The sequence below is a fragment of the Dyella terrae genome, from assembly GCF_022394535.1.
In the GTDB taxonomy this organism is placed as follows: Bacteria; Pseudomonadota; Gammaproteobacteria; order Xanthomonadales; family Rhodanobacteraceae; genus Dyella.
This window is the reverse complement of record NZ_CP089414.1, coordinates 4863672-4881530: the sequence shown is the minus strand read 5'-3', so window position 1 is coordinate 4881530 and position 17859 is coordinate 4863672. Positions and strand designations below refer to the sequence as shown.

Here is a 17859-nt window from a genome sequence, read left to right as displayed (position 1 = left end):
GTGTGCGCTCCTACGACGCAACAAAATCACCGTGCGCTGCTGCTCGCCGGGGCTGGCGCGGCTGACGGATCCGCATTCGGCAATAACGTCGGCGTGACGGACTCGTCCTTCTTCTCGAGCGCGGTGATCACGGGCTTGTCCCAGCTGCCGCTGATCTTGTAGTGCGCGCTGGCCGCACGGTTGATGCCGTGCCCCAACAGACCCTGCGCGACGAAGCCGGCCGCGATACCGATGGGGCCACCCACGAACGCACCCACCACTGGCAGGCTGTTGCCGGCGTGTGGAATGGCCTGCACCTGCAGGTCGTAATCCTTGGCGCGAACGCCCGTGCGGCCCTTGATCGAAATCTCCGCCGCCGGGCTGCGGATCTGCAGATTGTCGGTGTTGGCGTTGCCGTCACCCAGCTTGAAGTCGCCAGCGATAGCGTCGAAGGCGAGCCCCTTGCCAAACACGTCGCCGAAATCGAACGACAGGCGACGCGGCAACTCAAGCACCGACACGAGGCCAAACAGGCGCGCCACACCCGGACCCACTTCAGGCATGCGGCCGTCGGTAATGTTGATGCTTAGCTTGCCGTCCATGGTGCCTAGCTCCATGGCGGACGGCGCACCGGGCCAGGTCGCGTCGAGCTGAGCGCGCACCTTGCCGCCGGCAAGCAGCCCGTCATAGCCGAACGCACCCAGCATGTCGCCCATATTGTCGGCAGCGAAATCGATGCGCATGTGCGAATGGCTGTCGCCCGCCGTGCCATTCCAGTCGCCAACCCCGTTGATCTGCACGCCACGCGACAAAGTGCGTAGTTGGTCGATATGCATGCCGCGATCCGTCGGCCAGGTTTCCAGTCGTGCATCGCCGAGCTTGGAATCACCGAAACGCAGGTCGCTCACCCAAAGATGGAACGGTGGAAGCGCCGAAGGCGTAATGCCCGTCGCGGCGGGATTGGCGGCCGGCACAGTGGCATTCGCCGGCGTTGGCGTGGCCGTGCCCTGCCCCGTCACCGCCTCTGCGGCACCGGCATCGCCCTTCTTGGGCGCCGCGGTGTCCTTGGGCCAGTACAGCCTCTGCAGGCGCGCGGTAACGCCGCGCCGCCCAAGATCGGCGAGCGGCACGTTGAAGCGGCCGGCCAACCCGGCGCTGTCGACGTCCACCACTAGCCCATCGGGCTGCGAGCTGGCGAGCAGATGCATGCTCGCAAACGGATGGCCAAACACCATCGCCTGCTCAGCGTTTACGTCGATACTTTCCAGGCCGGGACCGTTGCTGCTGCCTCCCGCTGCGGCGTACTGGGTCCACCCCGTCACATCCAGCTTGGCGGGCCGCCCGCGGATACGAATACCCTTGTCGGGCACGGAGTCCGGTGCCTTGGTGCCGAAGGCGAAGGTCGCTGCGAGCGATTGACTGTCGTTCTGCGGAAGGCGCATGCGCGCGCGCACTACCTGCCCCATGCTCAACTGCAGGTCACTGCCCTGCATGGGCAGGTTCATGTCCAGATGAAGCGGTAAGGCGTCATCTGCTGGCTTTTTCAACGGTGCAGGGAAATCCAAGGCCATGCCGCTGAGCATGGAATCCACACTGAGCTGTTGCGTGACGGCGGCCGAACCTGGGGTGTTGAGGATATTGAAGCCAACGGTGAAATCGCTGCGCCCGGTTGCCACCTGATTGAGCCAATCGAGCTGTTTGTAGCCCTGCGTTAGCTCGGCCATGCTGAAGCGGCCGGCCAGCTTGGCCGACAGCACCGCACTGGGCTGACCGGTTGCACCCGCGATGGCGAGATCGAGCTTCGCAGGCTGTCCTCGAAAACTGGTATCGAGCGGGCCCGCATGGAATCCCGCCTTGTCGAACGTTGCGGGACCCGTCAGCTTGTCGAGGCTGAGGTTCCATTCCGGCGCGTTGAAATCCACGCCTTTCAGCTGCGCCCTGCCATTGAGGATGAGATTGCTTGCGTCAGCCACCGGCAGGGACAGGTGGAAGTCGAAAGCGCCCGTGCCGCCTAGTTTCAGCTTGGATAGGGTGTCCGTGTGATGCATGCCGATGGGGCTGCGCTGCACGAAGTCGATCATGCTCGCGCCGGTGCCGCTGCCACTGACATTGAGGTCGAGTACGGTATGGCCCAGTTCCGGGATTAGCGCGACTGCACGATCGACCTTATTGCCCAGCGACTCCGCCTGACTCACCTCGACGAACATACCGCCGTTGATGAAGTTGGCGACGGCGTTGACGTTCTCTGCGTGCGGCCAGTCGCGTCCGTAGTCGAGCTCCAGGCCATTGATCTCGGCGCGAGCCTCGAAGCGGCCTTCGTTCTGGTGGAACGGCCAGTCTTTCAGGTCACCGCGCACGAGCACATCGGCATGATCTATCTTGCCGGCGATCAGGGCCTGGTCCAGCCATTGCACGGCGGCGGGCGACATCGAATCGACTGGCCAGAACATCTTGGCGGCCACTATGTCGGTGGGGGAAAGCGTGGCGTAGAGATCCATGAAGGGGCGGCCACCGGCATTTGGCAATGCCACCTCGCCACGTGCCTGCCCACCGAAGCCTGCGCCTTCGAAATCCAGGGCGTCGGTGCCGATGTGCAAGGCATCGTCGTCCTGCCAAAAGGCTACGTCGCCACCCAGATTGGACATCACGAACGGCTCGCGGAATGTGTGCGGGAAACGTAGGACGGTGGCTTGTGCCGGCAGAGACACCGCCACCGCCTGTGCATCGCCACGCAGCTCGCCATGAATGCCATCGATACCCGGCAGCTTACCCACAGGATTGATAGCGACGTTGTCGAATGCCGCGTAGAGCGAGCGCATCCCTTCGGCATGACTCCAGGCCAGGTTGGCCTGGGTGAGCTGACCGCGGGGCTTACCACCACCGATCCATTGCGACAGCCCGGGTGACATCTGGGGCTTGAGCGCCAGCCAGGGCACCAGCGGCGCGAGCTGTAACTGGCGTGCGGCCACCTCGACGCTGGCCTGGTCGGTTCCCAAGGATTTCAGCGCGATAACGGCGGCGCCGCCATCGTCCGCCGCCCAGCGCACGGTATAGCTGTCTTTGCCAATCGCCACTTCGGCCAACCCATCGAGCGCATCCGTACTGGCGCTGGCGCCATCCGGGTTGCCCAGTTTCAGGTCGCGAAGATGGAAGCGCGTCAAGCTGCGCACCACGCGGGCATCACGCCAGTCGAGCCAGCTCTCGAAAGAACCGCTACCGCCATCGGCCGTATAGCCGGCCATATCGATGCCCGTCGACATGGCATGCAGATCCAGGTTGCTGCCGCTGATCCACAGCTTGCCATCGGCGCCGTCGTCGCTGAAATTGCCTGCGCCACGCACCTGGCCGGGCGCATCTTCGCGACGCAGCAGCGCGCCCACGCGGATGCGGCTGCCCTGTCGGCTTAGCTGCAACTGATCAGCCAGCAGCGTGAAGTGTCGGTTGATGCGGTTGTCGGTGATGTCCAGGCGCGTATCACTCAGAGACAGGCCAACCGACAACTGACTGAAGCCCGGCTTCTGCCGCTCCGCGCCACCGGCCAGGCCGATACCGTTGATATGCCAGGTGCCATCGGCGTCACGGCTGATGTCGAACTGCAGGCCACGGGCGTGCAGGTTCACTACATGCCGCGAAGGCAGTAGCCAACCGCCTGGGTCCAGCTTGATTTCCGCCTCGGGGATCTGGAGCGAGGCGCCGCCATCACCTGATCCGATCGTCATGCCGCGGATCAGGAACAACGGACCCGACGGCTGCCAGCGCCCGTCCATCGACTGGAAGGTCACCGGGCGATGCAGCTTGGCGGACAGTTGCGCTTCGACCCATTCAGGGTGGCGCGCCAGCAGCGGCAGCAGCATCTGGGCAAGTCCCATCAGCACGGCCAGTGAAATCAAGGACACGCCAGCGACCCAGGCCAAGGCCCGGGCGCAGAAATGGGTGCGTTTCAACCAGATGGTCACGGCTGGCTCACGACGCGCTGCACGGCATCCACCGCGCCTTACAGCAGAACCACATCGAACTGTTCCTGCGAATAATGCTCCTCAGCCTGAAAGCGTATGCTTTTGGAGATGAACTCTTCCAATTCGGCCACCGCGACGGACTCTTCCTCCAGGATGCGGCCGACCACGTTCGGGCTCGCCATCACCAGTAATTTTTCGGTATTGAACTGGCGCACGGCGCGGGTGATCTCGCGGAAGATCTCGTAGGTCACCGTTTCAGCAGTCTTGAGCGTGCCCCGCCCGCTGCACGCCGGGCATGGCTCGCACAGCTGGCGCTCCAGGCTTTCGGTGGTTCGCTTGCGCGTCATTTCCACCAGGCCCAGCGCCGACATGGGATAGACCGTGGTCTTGGCGTGATCGCGCAGCAAGCCCTTTTCGAGCATGCGCAGCACCTGCCGCCGGTGTTCCTCGTCCGTCATGTCGATGAAGTCGATGATGATGATGCCGCCCAGGTTGCGTAGCCGGAGCTGGCGTGCCGCCGCCTGCGCAGCCTCCAGGTTCGTCCGATAAACGGTTTCCTCCAGATTTCGCGTACCGACATAGCCGCCGGTATTGACGTCGATGGTGGTCATCGCCTCGGTCTGGTCGACGATGAGGTAGCCACCCGACTTGAGCGGCACTTCCTTCTTCAGCGCGCGCTGGACTTCGTCTTCCACCCCGTAGAGGTCGAAGATCGGCCGCTCGCCGGAATAGTGCTCGACGCGGTCGTCCAGCTGAGGCATGAACTTGTGCACGAACTTGACGACCTTCTCGAAGGTCTCGCGCGAATCCACGCGCACCTTCTCGATGTCCTCGTTGAGCATGTCGCGCAGGCTGCGCAACGGCAGCGAGAGCTCCTCGTAGACGCGCTCGCCCACCTTGGCCTTGACGATGTTCTCCTGCACCACGCGCCACACCTTGCCAAGGTAAGTGACGTCGAAGGCCAACGATTCGGCGGTCTGCCCTTCCGCATTGGTGCGGACGATGTAGCCCAACGGGTTCTCTCCGATCAGCGAGTTCAGCACGTCTTTCAGACGCTGCCGCTCGGCTTCTTCCTCGATGCGAGCAGAAATGCCCAGTGTGCGCGCATGCGGCAGCAGCACCAGGTAGCGCGATGGAATGGACAGATGGGTGGAAAGCCGGGCGCCCTTGGTGCCGATCGGGTCCTTCACCACCTGCACCACAATTTCTTGCCCCTCGTGGACCAGTTCACTAATCGACGGCGTATGGCCGTTGCCACCGCCACTCACCTCGGCGCCATCCCCGGTGGCCGGCAGCGTCGGACGCACGATGTCGGAGGCGTGCAGGAAAGCTGCCCGCTCCAGCCCAATGTCGACGAATACCGCCTGCATGCCCGGCATCACCCGCTGCACGCGCCCCTTGTAGACGTTGCCCACGTAACCACGGCGGGAGGCCCGCTCGACGTGCACCTCCTGCAACATGCCATTCTCGACCACGCCGACGCGTGTTTCGCGTGGGGTCACGTTGATCAGGATTTCTTCGCTCACCAGGTGCTCCCATGCGTGGGCGATCTTTATAGCGGCATGATGCGCACACTGTCGATGCGCGCGCGTATCTGTTTTGCAGAAGATCGGTAACGACGCCAACTATCCCGCAAATAAGGGGATTTCGTGTACCGACGAGTGTTTGATTAGGTGGGCACGAGATGGCTCGGTATGCTGCGGAACGATGCCCGCCCCGATCCTGCCCGACCTGCTCCAACCCGGCCTCGCCCTGGTCTTCTGTGGCACCGCTGCCGGCCGTCGTTCCGCCGAGGAAGGCGCCTACTACGCGCACCCGGGCAACCTGTTCTGGCGCGCCCTGCATGCCGTGGAGCTCACCCCGCGGCTATTCGCGCCGGCGGAGTTCCCCCTGCTGCCCGCCCTGGGCATCGGCCTGACCGATCTGGCCAAGCATCACATGGGCAACGACGACGAGCTTCCGCGCGACGCCTTCGATGTCGTGGCGCTGCGCCAACGCATCGAGCACCACGCCCCGCGGGTGCTGGCGTTCACCAGCAAGGCCGCCGCGCGCGCCGCACTGGGGCATGCCGTCAACTACGGCCCACAAACGGAACGCTTCGGGCAGACACAGCTGTTCGTGCTGCCATCGCCATCCGGGCAGGCCCGCGGGCACTGGGACCTCGCCCCCTGGCAGGCACTCGCCGCCCTGATGCGTTCGGCTCAAGAGCGCACGTAAGCCTCCAGCGCTGTCGCCAGATGATCGAACAGGCGGCGCACGCGCAAGCTGGCGCGCAGGTCCTCGTGCATGACCATCCAGGTCTCCAGCCACAGCGCGAGCTCAGCCGGAAATAGACGAACCAGCAGGGGATCACGCCGCGCGAGATTCACCTGGGCGATGCCGATGCCAAAGCCTGCGCGTATGGCCGCCAGCGCCGCCAAATCACTGTCCGTGCGCAAAGCGAAGTGTTCGCGCGCATAAGGCAGCCCTGCTGGGCGCAGGCGGCGGATGTAGGGCGTTTCTGTATCGAAGCCGATCAGTGCATGGCCGCCGAGCGCATTGAGCGCCTGCGGGTATCCGTGCGCATCCAGATAGCGGCGGTGGGCAAACATGCCCAGTTCGACCTTTCCCACGCGCCGGGCAACCAGTGCCTCCTGGGTGGGCTGAACCATGCGGACCGCGATGTCGGCGTCGCGCCGTAGCAGGTCGGCCGACTGGTTCGACAGCACCAGCTCAACCACGATGCCCGGATGCCGTTCGCGGAACTCCGTCAGGATCGGAGGCAGCACTTCGGCACCGATCACCTCGCTTGCGGTGACCCGGACGGTACCGCTTAGCTCGGCGTGCCCTGCCGAAGCGACACGTCGCAGCACCGCCGACGCCGACGCCATGGCCTGGGCATGGGGTTCCAGCTCGTGTGCCAGCTCGGTCGGCACCAGCCCTTGCGGGGTACGGGTAAACAACGGAGCGCCGAGCAGGGATTCCAGCTCGCGCATATGACGGCCAAGACTGGGCTGGGTCATGGCCAATGCGCGGGCAGCACCGGACAGGCTGCCCTCCCGCATGACGGCGAGAAACGAGCGGTAGAGCTCCCAACCGGGTTCGATGTTAGCCATGCATATTTGTATAGCAGATCTTCGCTATTGGGCAATTTTCTTTTATCCACACCAACCGCAAGCTGGTGTTGTTCCCAACGAGGATTCCGTCATGCAAACCCAACGTACGGCTCTGGTGATTGGCGCCAATGGCGGCATCGGACAGGAAACCTGCCTGGCCCTGCTGCGGCATGGCTGGCAAGTGCGCGCACTCGTGCGTAAGGCACCTGATGCGAAGCAAGGCATCGACTGGCGGATCGGTGACGCCATGCAGCGCGCCGATGTGCTTGAGGCCGCAGCCGGCGTCGACGTGATTGTCCACGCGGTGAATCCGCCGGGCTACCGTGGCTGGGAACGTCTGGTGCTACCCATGCTGGACAACACCATCGCCGCAGCCCGCGCCAGCGGCGCTCGCATCGTGCTACCCGGCACGGTCTACAACTACGGCCCCGACGCCTTCCCGCTTTTGCGCGAGGACTCGCCGCAACATCCGGCCACGCGCAAGGGCGAGATCCGCGCGGAGATGGAACATCGCCTGCAGGCAGCGGCGAATGCCGGCGGCCGGGTGCTCGTATTGCGCTGTGGCGATTTCTTTGGCCCGAGCGCCGGCAACAACTGGTTTGCACAGGGACTGATGCAAGCAGGCAAACCCATCACGCGTATGGCCTACCCTGGCGACTACGGCATTGGCCACAGCTGGGCCTATCTGCCGGATGTGGCCGAAGTGATGGTGCGCCTGCTAGACCGCGAGAACGAACTGTCTCGCTTCGAACGTTTCCACTTCGGCGGCCACTGGCTGGACGGACACGCCATGCTCGCCTCTCTGCGCCGTGCCACCGGCAATGCCAGCCTCAAGGCCGGCCGCTTTCCTTGGTGGTTGGCGCGACTCGCTTCGCCCTTCAATGAAACGCTGCGCGAGCTGTGCAAGATGCGCTACCTGTGGCGAGGCCCCGTCCAACTGGACGACAAGAAACTCAAGGCATTCCTCGGCACCGATCTGTACACGCCGGTCGATCAGGCGATATCCGCTGCGCTGACCGGCGCTGGCTGCATGCCCGCGTCAGCAGCCAACGCTGTGGCGCATGCGTGACGCCGATCAATCGATGGGCGTATGGCGGTTTTGGGCAACGTCACGCTCCATCACAATCGATGCCTTGTTCGACCACGACTGCCGGATGTAGGTGACCACGGCGGCAACATCTGCATCGCTGAGTTGCTGGGCAAACGGCGGCATCGAATACGGACGGGCGCTGCCTTCCGTCACCGGTGCAAAGCCACCCAGCAGCACAACACGCGTGGCGTTGATGCCGGTCGGTTCGTTGACCGAGGAATTGCCGTTGAGCGGCGGGTAGATACCCACCACGCCATTACCGTCCTTGCCGTGGCAATCCGCGCAGCGCTCCGTGTACACCTTGGCTCCTTGCGCCAGGATCGCTCGCGTGTCGAGCTCGGACGTGGTGGTGACAGCCGCGGGGCGCGGTGGCAGCGATTGCAGGTACGTGGCCATGGCGCGCAGGTCATCCTCGTGCATGTGCTGTGTGCTCTGCGCTACTACTTCAGCCATGGGGCCAAACGCTGTGCCGCGCGCCGACTGGCCGGTCTTGAGCAGGTCGACGATGTCCTGTTCGCTCCACCCTGCAAGGCCGCCATTCGCCTGCGTGCTCAGATCGGGCGCGTACCAGTTCTGTGCGGGAATCTGTCCACCCGCCAGGGATGCACTGCCCTGCTGCCCGCCCAGTGAATCGCGGGGCGCATGACACTCATTGCAGTGGCCCAATCCCTGTACGAGATAGGCGCCGCGATTCCATGCATCGGACTTCGACGCGTCGCGCTGGAATTCGCCCTCATGAAAATAAAGAGCGCGCCACGCCTTCAAACTATTGCGCACGCTGTAGGGGAACTCCAACGTCGGCGCCTGCGCAGGCGCGTGCACCGGAGCGAGCGATTGCAGGTAGGCGAAGATGGCCAGCGCGTCGTCGCGCGTCACCTTGGTGAAGGAGGTATACGAGAACACCGGATAGAGGAATTCTCCATGGCGTCCCTTACCGCTGTGCAAGGCTTGCCAGAAATCCTCGAAACTCCATTCCCCGAGGCCGGTATCACCGTCGGGCGTGATGTTGGGCGACGGAATATTTCCGAACGGCGTGGCCAACACGCGACCGCCCGCGAAGCGCTCGCCGCCCTGCGCCGTGTGGCATGACGCGCAGTCGCCGACGATGGCGAGATAGTGGCCCTTGGCGATGAGCACGGGATCCTTCAGCGTGGCGGCACCCACCTTGCTGGAGGACGGCGGTACCGGTTGCCGCGTTTCGCTGCGAAACAACCACCAGCCGCCGGCAATCAGGAGCAGTGCAACGACGATGATGACAATGCGCTTCATGCGCCGTCTCCCTTGTCGCTCAACACACCGCAATGCAACGGTGGCGTCACCGTGCCCGGCGCCTGCGCATGCATGTCGGCCGGCAGCTCACGACTCGCGAGCCATGCCGAGACGGCGGTGATGTCGGAATCGCTCAGACGATTGGCGATCTCTGACATGCAATCCGGTGCGACGGTGCTGCGGGTTTTCGTACGCCACGAGCCCAATTGCGAACTGATGTAGTCGTACGGCAAACCGACCAGGCCGGGAATGTCCGGCTGCACGCCCGTGAGCTGACTACCGTGACAGGCAGCGCATGGCGGAATCTGTCGCGAGGGGTCGCCATGCGCTACCAGCGTTTCACCCCTCTGGCGCAGCTGCGCCGAAACATTGGGTACGGGCGAACGTGCGTAAGGCACTTCCTGTGCTGCGAAGTACTCGGCGATCTCGTGCATGTAGGCCGGACTGAGTTGCTTGACCGTGTATTCCATCGGCGCGTATTTGCGCAGACCGTCCTGAAAGTCCTTGAGCTGCCGGGCCAAATAACCGGCGGGTTTGCCAGCAAGGCGGGGAAAGAAGCCGCTTTCAGGCGTGCCCTCGCCATGTACGCCATGGCAGGCCGTGCATGCGGCAATGCGTTGCTGCAAGGTGTCGGGAATATCAGGATGCGCGGCGTCCTGCGCATTCGCTTTACCGGCCAGCAGCATCCCGACCAACAACACCCATGCACCCAACGCGTGCCCGGCCCGCGACCACTTCGCTGAGAGACTTTTCATGATTCCCCAATCTACGCGTGATGGCGCTGCCAAGGGTTCTAGGCGCACCGCAACGATATGTCGATTATAGGCACGCGCTCTGCGGCTACGGCGTCAAATCGAGAGCGCAGGACGTGGCGACATCTTGTCGCACGATAGAGCGCATCCCTATCGCCGATGTCGTGGGATCAGGCAGACACCGGATTGGCCGACGAAGCATCGATCGGCGGATGCACCTCCGCACGCAACGCATCATGCAGCAGCAGCGTGACGCCCAAATGCTGTTCGCTCTCTCGCTCGTGCACTACACCGCCATAGATGAGTACGCGCTCGCGCACTGTCGCCATACCCTGACCGTTGGTGCCCAACAGGGAAACCAATTGCCGCCATTCGGGCACGGGTTTGCCCCTCATGACTGAGGCCGCTCGCACGGCGGTCATGCGCAGTACCACCCAACGCCGACCGTGCGTGCTGCCACCACGGATATGCACGCGAATGCGCCTCATCGGCTCGCGCGCCAGCATATAGACCAGCACTTCGCACGCTTGGCGGTAAAGCATCATGTGGACATCCGGCGCGAGCTGATTGAGCCCATCGCCCGTCAATGTGCATTGATAGCTGGCGCCAACCAGCGACGACGCCTGCAACAACGGACCGTTCCGGAAGGTAGCCACCAGACCGTGTTCGCGCCATGCGCGAGGATGAAGCGTGTCGGCCAACCGCTGCATTTCCAATTGAGTCAGGTCGATGTGACGGGCATAGCTCTGTTCCATGTTTGCCGGCAGTACTGGGCGCAGGCGATCCATCATGCGACGTTGGCCATCGCGCATGGATTGGCCTAGGCGATCCAGCGATTCGGCCACATGGCGCAAGCGTAGTTCTTCCTGATAAAGACCTTGCTGCGCCAACAGGAAGCCGCGCAGTTCGTCCTCGCCACGGATTTCCTCCGGCACGGCCAACTCGCTCTTCGGCGAGAGCCGAGCGCCGAGCATGATCAGGCTGGATACTGCAAAGGCGATGAGCGCCTGCGCCTGGATAACGGCCGGGTCGCGCACCACGGTCATGGTCAGTTCGATGGCCACACTCGCCAGCAGACCACCTATCGCGGCGCCCTGCCAGCCACGGCGCAAGGTGATCCAGGCGACCGGAAGGAACATGGCCATACGCGCTACTTCGACGACTTCGTCGGCGTGCGAGGCAGAAGCCAACCACACTAACACCGCCAACGGTGGCACCACGCCCATAGCGCAATCGATAGCTACCCGCTTTATGACCGGCCATGCGCCGGCTGGCGTCGTACCGACCCAACTCAACACAGCGAACACCGCCGGCACCAAGGTCAGTGCACCAAGGTAGCTGCCAAGAAAATACTCGAGCACGAGGTGAGCGCTGATCGTTGGACCCGTCGGCAAAATCATCACCGCATACGTGCCGGTATTGGCCAAGGCACTGACAACGCCGGCCGCCATGATGCTGCCCATGAGAGTGGTCACGTTCACCGCGCCATCCTTGAACACTGGCGAGCGCTGGCGGAACCAGGCAAGCACAGGGGCACTCAAGAGAATCGGGGGCACAGTGACCAATTCTGCCCAAAGCATCCCAAAACGTTCGTGGTAGGACCAACCAAGGCAGGCAAGCGGAATGCTTTCTCCTATGCCCATCGCAAACCAGTAGCGGTATGGCACCAGCAACAGGCACAACACGCGCAACCCTGCCACGAGATTCCAGTGCGAGACGGAAACTTCCCGCAATAGGGCGTAACCCGCGGCATAGGCGAGCACGACACCCAGTTGTCGAATGAGCGCGGGAACTCTTTCGAGTCTCCTCGCGAAACCGCTCCCGTTCGCTGCTGTGACCATCGAGTAACGCCAAGCCCCTTTCGAGAAAAACCGAAAATCGGGTCCGCCCGGCGAAGCCGCAGCACCGACTAGCAGTGGCCGATGATTGTCGCAGGAATTTGCCTAAGCAATTTGCTGCGACGCGTCAGCCGGCACGCCTTACTGCCACGTCATGCAAAAAGAAGGCCGACAAGACCCGTGCCTTGCGGTACAGGGATACTCTGGCGCTTAACGATCTCGGGAGCCGGCGGACTTGCGCACGATCAACATGGCCAGCTCGAGCGACTGCTCGTAATTGAGCCGCGGATCCACCATCGACTTGTAGGCACGGTCGAGATCCGTCTCGCTCAAGTCACGGGCGCCGCCGAGGCACTCGGTGACGTCCTCACCCGTCAACTCCAGGTGCACACCGCCAAGGCGCGTACCGGCGGCCGCATGGATGTCGAAGGCCTGGTCCAGTTCACCCCGGATGTTGTCGAAACGGCGCGTCTTGTAACCGTTGGAGGTCGCCTCGGTGTTGCCGTGCATAGGGTCGGCTACCCACAGCACACGCCGCCCCTCACGCTTCACCGCATCGAGCAAGGGCGGTAGAGCCCGACTGATCGACGCGTTGCCCATGCGGTGGATCAACGTCAGGCGGCCAGGCTCTTCTTCGGGATTCAATGCGTCGATAAGTGGCAGCAGTTGCTCCGCCGTCACCGACGGCCCCACTTTCACCGCGATCGGGTTGCGGATGCCCCGGAAATATTCAACATGGGCGCCATCCAGAGCGGCGGTACGCATGCCGATCCACGGGAAATGCGTGGACAAGTTAAACCAGCCATGGTGGCGAGGCACCTGCCGGGTCAGCGCTTGCTCGTAGTGCAGCAGCAGCGCCTCGTGGGAGGTGAAGAAGTCCACCCGTGAGAACCCCGCGATTGGGCCCGCCAGTGTCTCCATAAAGCGCAACGAATCGCCGATGGCCGTCACCATGCGACGGTACTCGGCAGCCAGCGGCGAATGTTCGACCCAGGCAAGATCCCAGTACTCGGGGTGATGCAGATCGGCGAACCCACCATCGATCAACGCGCGCACAAAGTTCATGGTAAGCGCCGAATGGGCGTGCGCTTGAATCAGTCGCTGTGGATCCGCGCGGCGCGCCTCGGGCGTGAACTCGGGGCTGTTGACCAGATCCCCGCGGAAGCTCGGCAGGGTCAGGCCATCACGCGTTTCGGTATCGGTCGAACGTGGCTTGGCGTACTGGCCGGCAAAGCGGCCTACTCGCAACACCGGCTTCTTGAGCCCGTGCACTAGCACCAGGCTCATCTGCAGCAACACTTTAAGGCGATTGGAGATGATCGGGCTGGTGCAGTCTGCAAAGCTCTCTGCGCAATCACCGCCTTGCAACAGGAAGCGCTTGCCCTCCTGCGCCTCGCCCAGCGCCTGCTTCAACGCCAATACCTCCCAGGAGGTCACCAGCGGCGGTAGCGTGGCCAACTGGTCGGTGGCTCGGGCAAGCTCGACTGCATCTTCATACAACGGCTGTTGCAGCGCTTGATGGGCCTGCCAGCTGCGGGGCGACCAGTCTTCGCTGCCGTGCGACGGTGAAGGCGTCAGAGGTGTGGCGTGTGACATGGGCTTTCGTCTCGCTCAGGCGCGCTTGCGCTTGGCGGCATAAACAGCCAGGAAGACCAGCAGCAGATACCAGAGCAGCGTCCACGCCGGCATCGGCAACCCGAACACCGGCTCGATCTTGGCGCACTCGCCCGAGCCGGTGAATACCATCTTTAGCACTTTGGCGAACGGGAACGCATCCACCATGTAGCCAAGGTTCGGACCGCAGGCGGGAATCTGATCTGCCGGCAAGGTCTGCAGCCACAAGTGGCGACCGGCCGTGACGATGCCGCCTAACGCGCCCAGCACCACGCCACCCGTGTAGATCCAGCGAGTACCGCCACGCGGCGCGTGCAGGCCGCCCAGCAGAAAGAACACGCCCATTATCATGAACGCGATGCGCTGGAAGATGCACAGCGGACACGGAATCATGTTGAGCACGTGCTCCGCATAAAGCGCATAGCCCAGGAGCGCCACGCAAACGGCGAAACCAGCGAGATAGGTGGCGCGATATGACCAGCGGAAAGGATTCATGGCGTGACTTTGGTGCGTTGCGAGAACGGGACATTACCCGCTTGCCTGGCCCCTGTCAGCCCTGACCTCTGACGGGCATAGCGCCGCCTTCCGACCATCGCTGGAAGGCCGCCAGGCGTCGTCGCATTTGGGAGCCATAAATGCGGGCCACCAGCGGCTCCAGCAGAGGCCGTAGCCAGGCCGGGCGAAGCCGGAAGTTGTAGACGAAGCGCACGTCCGTGCCACCATCAGGTGCCGCGCGAAACTCCCAGGTACCGCTGAAGGAGTGCAGCAAGGCTGGCCCACGCGTCATGGTGACCGCCGCCACGTGAGGTGGCCGGTATGAAACGTACTGCGACACCATGACGCTTCCGCCCTTGCTCTTGCAGTAGGACTCAACGCCTACGGCAGCCTGCACGGCGCCGTGGAGCAAATAGGCTTCCTGCAGAAAGCTGTCCCATTCGAGCCGACGCCCATAGTCCTGAGACAAGGCAAACAACTCATCCGGACGAACCGCAATGCGGCGATGAACGACCAGTTTCACGGCAAACCTTGCCTGCCCAGGATTCGGGGACATATGGCAAGCATAGGACAAACAAAAACCCCGGCAGGTTGCCCTGCCGGGGTTTCGCAAAACACGTGTCGCTACCGATTACTCAGCAGACGGTTCGGCGCGCGGGCGATCAACCAGCTCGACGTACGCCATCGGAGCGTTGTCACCGACGCGGAAGCCTGCCTTCAAGATACGCAGGTAACCGCCGGGACGCTCGCGGTAGCGCGGGCCAAGCTCGATGAACAGCTTGCCCACGGCTTCCTTATCGCGCAAACGGGCGAAAGCCAGACGGCGATTGGCGACGCCATCCGTCTTGGCGAGCGTGATGAGCGGCTCGGCGACGCGACGGAGTTCCTTCGCCTTGGGAAGGGTGGTACGGATCAGCTCATGCTTGATCAGCGACGCGGCCATGTTCTTGAACATGGCTTCGCGGTGGCTGCTCGTGCGGTTGAGCTTGCGACCGGATTTCTGGTGGCGCATGGCTATTACTCTCTATGTCTGTTGTTATGAAAAGTCGGCGGTTATGTCCGACTTCCCGCGGTTTCCCGCTGATGAAGCCCTTCTTGAAACGGGCTCTTATTGAGCAAACGGTCTCATGTGACCGTTGAAGGCGTCTGCAAAATCCGAGGGATGAACACTCGTCAGAGCACCAATACCGGCGACCAAAGGTGGTCACCCAAAACATCGTGCGGTTTTGATACCGCTTAAGCAGCCGGCGAGCGTACCGAAGCACGCTCGCCGGTTTGCCGGTACAGCAGGCGGTCGCGAGCGACCGCCAAATCATTAGCCCAGCTGCATACCGTGGGACAGACCCGGCGGCGGCCAGTTTTCAAGCTTCATACCGAGCGCGAGACCACGACCACCCAACACGTCCTTGATTTCGGTCAGAGACTTCTTGCCGAGGTTCGGGGTCTTGAGCAGCTCCACTTCGGTCTTCTGAACCAGATCGCCGATGTAGTAGATGCTCTCGGCCTTCAGGCAGTTAGCCGAACGCACGGTGAGCTCCAGATCGTCGATCGGGCGCAGCAGCAGCGGATCGAAACCGCCCTTCTCAGCCTTATCGGTAGCGCTCTCGCGACGCGAGAAGTCGCCGAACACCGACAGCTGGTCGTTGAGGATTTCAGCAGCCTTGCGAACCGCGTCTTCCGCACCGATGGTGCCGTTGGTTTCGATATCCAACACGAGCTTGTCGAGGTTGGTGCGCTGCTCAACGCGAGCGGCGTCAACTTCGTAGGCAACACGCAGGACCGGCGCGAACGACGCGTCGAGCTGCAGGCGGCCAATCGGACGAGCCTCATCATCCGGATGCTGGCGCGCGCTGGCCGGCTGGTAGCCGACACCGCGACGCACCTTCAGGCGCATGTTGAGGGCAATGTCCTTAGTCAGGTGGCAGATCACATGCTCGGGGTTGATGATTTCCACCGAGTGGTCGACGGCGATATCGCCGGCGGTGACCACGCCCTTGCCCTTCTTGGACAAGGTCAGGGTGACTTCATCACCCGAATGCTGGCGAATCGCCACATCCTTGAGGTTAAGCAGGACTTCAATGACGTCCTCCTGCAGACCCTCAAGCGTGGTGTACTCGTGCAGCACGCCATCAATTTCCACCTCGACGATGGCAGAGCCAGGGATCGAGGAGAGCAGCACGCGGCGCAGCGCGTTGCCCAGGGTGTGGCCGAAGCCACGCTCGAGCGGCTCCACCACCACCTTGGCGCGGTTGGCTCCGAGCTCCTCGACGCTGAGGCCGCGAGGGCGCAGCACGCTAGTTGACGAAACTGCCATGCAGGGCTCCGGTTGATTACTTCGAGTAAAGCTCGACGATCAAGCTCTCGTTGATATCGGACGGCAGATCGCCGCGGTCCGGCATCGCCTTGAACGTACCTTCGAACTTCTTGCTGTCGACTTCGACCCACTGCGGACGCAGGTCCATGGTATCGAACACAGTCGCCGCTTCCTGCACGCGGAGCTGGGTGCGGGCGCGCTCAGTCAGGGCAATCGCATCGCCCGGACGAACCTGGTACGAAGGAATGTTCACCTTCTTGCCATTGACCAGCACAGCCTTATGGCTGACCAGCTGACGGGCCTGGGCGCGGGTGACCGCAAAACCCATGCGATAAACGACATTGTCCAGGCGGCTCTCGAGCAGGCGCAACAGGTTCTCACCCGTGTTGCCCTTGAGGGTCGATGCCTTGGAGTAGTAGTTGCTGAACTGACGCTCAAGCACACCATAGATGCGCTTGACCTTCTGCTTTTCACGCAGCTGGTTGGCGTAGTCCGACATACGCATGCGCTTGTTGGCGCCATGCTGGCCGGGCTTGTTTTCCAGCTTGCACTTAGAGTCGATGGCGCGAGCCGGACTCTTCAAACTGAGATCTGCACCCTCGCGGCGGGCGAGCTTGCAGGTAGCTCCACGATAACGTGCCATGGGTATGCTCCTTTAGACTCGACGCTTCTTGGGGGGACGGCAGCCGTTATGCGGAATCGGCGTGACGTCAATGATGTTGAGCACCTTGTAGCCCAGCGCATTCAGCGAACGCACGGCGGACTCACGACCCGGACCCGGGCCCTTGATGCGCACTTCCACGGTCTTTACACCGTAGTCACCAGCAGCGCGACCGGCCTTTTCGGCGGCAACCTGAGCTGCAAACGGGGTCGACTTGCGCGAACCGCGGAAACCCGCGCCGCCGGCAGTCGCCCACGACAGAGCATTGCCCTGGCGATCGGTGATCGTGACGATGGTGTTGTTGAAGGAGGCTTGCACGTGGGCCACGGCATCCGTGACAACGCGCTTGATCTTCTTCTTGGTCTTGACAGGCTTAGCCATGTTCGGGATCCGTTACTTCTTGATGGCGCGACGCGGGCCCTTACGGGTGCGCGCATTGGTACGCGTGCGCTGGCCGCGCACCGGCAGACCACGGCGGTGACGCAGACCGCGGTAGCAACCCAGATCCATCAGACGCTTGATGGCGATACCCACCTCGCGACGAAGATCGCCTTCGACGACGTACTTACCGATTTCGTGACGAAGCTTTTCCACTTCGCCTTCACTCAGGGACTTGATCTGCGTGGTAGGAACCACGCCTGCGTCCGCGCAGACCTTCTTGGCCCGGCTGCGGCCGATCCCGTAAATGCTCTGCAGGCCAACCCAGACATGCTTCTGGACCGGCAAATTGACACCCGCGATGCGCGCCATGATGTACTTTCTCCGATGCGTTTCGTGCGCGGTAAACGCGCAATTC

Annotated in this window: 16 protein-coding genes; 2 read left to right on the top strand and 14 right to left on the bottom strand. The window is 62.9% G+C overall.

Going from position 1 to position 17859, the window contains the following annotated elements; genetic code table 11:
* Positions 1–26 precede the first annotated feature (26 nt).
* Both DYST_RS21615 and rng read right to left on the bottom strand, forming a co-directional pair.
* Positions 27–3935: a YhdP family protein gene (locus DYST_RS21615; protein ID WP_239948288.1), complete on the bottom strand. Its 3909-nt coding sequence runs from the start codon at positions 3933–3935 to the stop codon at positions 27–29.
* Positions 3936–3973: 38 nt separating this feature from the next.
* Positions 3974–5461 (bottom strand): ribonuclease G, encoded by a 1488-nt coding sequence (rng, locus tag DYST_RS21610; protein WP_239948286.1) that lies wholly within the window; start codon positions 5459–5461, stop codon positions 3974–3976.
* Between the two features lie 181 nt (positions 5462–5642).
* Between rng and DYST_RS21605 the strand changes: the two genes are divergently transcribed.
* Positions 5643–6152: a mismatch-specific DNA-glycosylase gene (locus tag DYST_RS21605; protein WP_239948278.1), complete on the top strand. Its 510-nt coding sequence runs from the start codon at positions 5643–5645 to the stop codon at positions 6150–6152.
* Here DYST_RS21605 and DYST_RS21600 read toward each other — a convergent pair.
* On the bottom strand, positions 6137–7030 hold the full coding sequence (locus DYST_RS21600) for a LysR family transcriptional regulator (RefSeq protein WP_239948276.1): 894 nt from the start codon (positions 7028–7030) through the stop codon (positions 6137–6139). The two genes, DYST_RS21605 and DYST_RS21600, sit on opposite strands and share 16 nt — an antisense overlap.
* Positions 7031–7121: 91 nt before the next feature.
* On the opposite strand from DYST_RS21600, the gene DYST_RS21595 reads away from it, so the two are divergent.
* On the top strand, positions 7122–8099 hold the full coding sequence (locus DYST_RS21595) for an NAD-dependent epimerase/dehydratase family protein (RefSeq protein ID WP_239948274.1): 978 nt from the start codon (positions 7122–7124) through the stop codon (positions 8097–8099).
* A 6-nt stretch (positions 8100–8105) separates the two neighbouring features.
* Here DYST_RS21595 and DYST_RS21590 read toward each other — a convergent pair whose 3' ends face one another.
* The 11 genes from DYST_RS21590 to rpsM all read right to left on the bottom strand — a co-directional run bounded on the left by DYST_RS21590 (position 8106) and on the right by rpsM (position 17813).
* Positions 8106–9389, bottom strand: coding sequence for a cytochrome c (locus DYST_RS21590; protein WP_239948272.1), 1284 nt, complete (start codon positions 9387–9389; stop codon positions 8106–8108).
* Positions 9386–10144, bottom strand: a complete 759-nt coding sequence (locus tag DYST_RS21585) for a c-type cytochrome (protein ID WP_239948270.1) — start codon at positions 10142–10144, stop codon at positions 9386–9388. The genes DYST_RS21590 and DYST_RS21585 overlap by 4 nt, the downstream gene beginning before the upstream one ends.
* 167 nt (positions 10145–10311) lie before the next feature.
* Positions 10312–11904 (bottom strand): hypothetical protein, encoded by a 1593-nt coding sequence (locus DYST_RS21580; protein ID WP_239948262.1) that lies wholly within the window; start codon positions 11902–11904, stop codon positions 10312–10314.
* Between the two features lie 285 nt (positions 11905–12189).
* The gene (locus DYST_RS21575) at positions 12190–13575 is read right to left on the bottom strand and encodes a class II 3-deoxy-7-phosphoheptulonate synthase (RefSeq protein ID WP_239948260.1); all 1386 of its coding nucleotides are present in this window, start codon (positions 13573–13575) and stop codon (positions 12190–12192) included.
* A 15-nt stretch (positions 13576–13590) separates the two neighbouring features.
* Positions 13591–14088, bottom strand: a complete 498-nt coding sequence (locus DYST_RS21570) for a disulfide bond formation protein B (RefSeq protein WP_239948258.1) — start codon at positions 14086–14088, stop codon at positions 13591–13593.
* Between the two features lie 55 nt (positions 14089–14143).
* Complete coding sequence (locus DYST_RS21565) at positions 14144–14611, bottom strand: type II toxin-antitoxin system RatA family toxin (RefSeq protein ID WP_239948249.1); 468 nt, start codon at positions 14609–14611, stop codon at positions 14144–14146.
* A 108-nt stretch (positions 14612–14719) separates the two neighbouring features.
* Positions 14720–15100, bottom strand: coding sequence for a 50S ribosomal protein L17 (gene rplQ / locus DYST_RS21560; protein ID WP_102303888.1), 381 nt, complete (start codon positions 15098–15100; stop codon positions 14720–14722).
* A 303-nt stretch (positions 15101–15403) separates the two neighbouring features.
* Positions 15404–16402, bottom strand: coding sequence for a DNA-directed RNA polymerase subunit alpha (locus DYST_RS21555; protein ID WP_239948247.1), 999 nt, complete (start codon positions 16400–16402; stop codon positions 15404–15406).
* Between the two features lie 16 nt (positions 16403–16418).
* A complete protein-coding gene (gene rpsD, locus DYST_RS21550) occupies positions 16419–17045 on the bottom strand; it encodes a 30S ribosomal protein S4 (protein WP_102303887.1) in 627 nt (208 codons plus the stop codon).
* 12 nt (positions 17046–17057) lie between these two features.
* On the bottom strand, positions 17058–17444 hold the full coding sequence (gene rpsK / locus DYST_RS21545) for a 30S ribosomal protein S11 (protein WP_007513384.1): 387 nt from the start codon (positions 17442–17444) through the stop codon (positions 17058–17060).
* Between the two features lie 12 nt (positions 17445–17456).
* On the bottom strand, positions 17457–17813 hold the full coding sequence (gene rpsM / locus DYST_RS21540) for a 30S ribosomal protein S13 (protein ID WP_019464879.1): 357 nt from the start codon (positions 17811–17813) through the stop codon (positions 17457–17459).
* Positions 17814–17859: the final 46 nt, after the last annotated feature.

What these genes read in the sequence shown, in the direction of transcription:
- DYST_RS21605 (WP_239948278.1), top strand. Translation starts at nt 5,643, where the DNA reads ATGCCCGCCCCGATCCTGCCCGACCTGCTCCAACCCGGCCTCGCCCTG.
- DYST_RS21600 (WP_239948276.1), bottom strand. Translation starts at nt 7,030, where the DNA reads ATGGCTAACATCGAACCCGGTTGGGAGCTCTACCGCTCGTTTCTCGCC.
- DYST_RS21595 (WP_239948274.1), top strand. Translation starts at nt 7,122, where the DNA reads ATGCAAACCCAACGTACGGCTCTGGTGATTGGCGCCAATGGCGGCATC.
- DYST_RS21590 (WP_239948272.1), bottom strand. Translation starts at nt 9,389, where the DNA reads ATGAAGCGCATTGTCATCATCGTCGTTGCACTGCTCCTGATTGCCGGC.
- DYST_RS21585 (WP_239948270.1), bottom strand. Translation starts at nt 10,144, where the DNA reads ATGAAAAGTCTCTCAGCGAAGTGGTCGCGGGCCGGGCACGCGTTGGGT.
- DYST_RS21575 (WP_239948260.1), bottom strand. Translation starts at nt 13,575, where the DNA reads ATGTCACACGCCACACCTCTGACGCCTTCACCGTCGCACGGCAGCGAA.
- DYST_RS21570 (WP_239948258.1), bottom strand. Translation starts at nt 14,088, where the DNA reads ATGAATCCTTTCCGCTGGTCATATCGCGCCACCTATCTCGCTGGTTTC.
- rplQ (WP_102303888.1), bottom strand. Translation starts at nt 15,100, where the DNA reads ATGCGCCACCAGAAATCCGGTCGCAAGCTCAACCGCACGAGCAGCCAC.
- DYST_RS21555 (WP_239948247.1), bottom strand. Translation starts at nt 16,402, where the DNA reads ATGGCAGTTTCGTCAACTAGCGTGCTGCGCCCTCGCGGCCTCAGCGTC.
- rpsD (WP_102303887.1), bottom strand. Translation starts at nt 17,045, where the DNA reads ATGGCACGTTATCGTGGAGCTACCTGCAAGCTCGCCCGCCGCGAGGGT.
- rpsK (WP_007513384.1), bottom strand. Translation starts at nt 17,444, where the DNA reads ATGGCTAAGCCTGTCAAGACCAAGAAGAAGATCAAGCGCGTTGTCACG.
- rpsM (WP_019464879.1), bottom strand. Translation starts at nt 17,813, where the DNA reads ATGGCGCGCATCGCGGGTGTCAATTTGCCGGTCCAGAAGCATGTCTGG.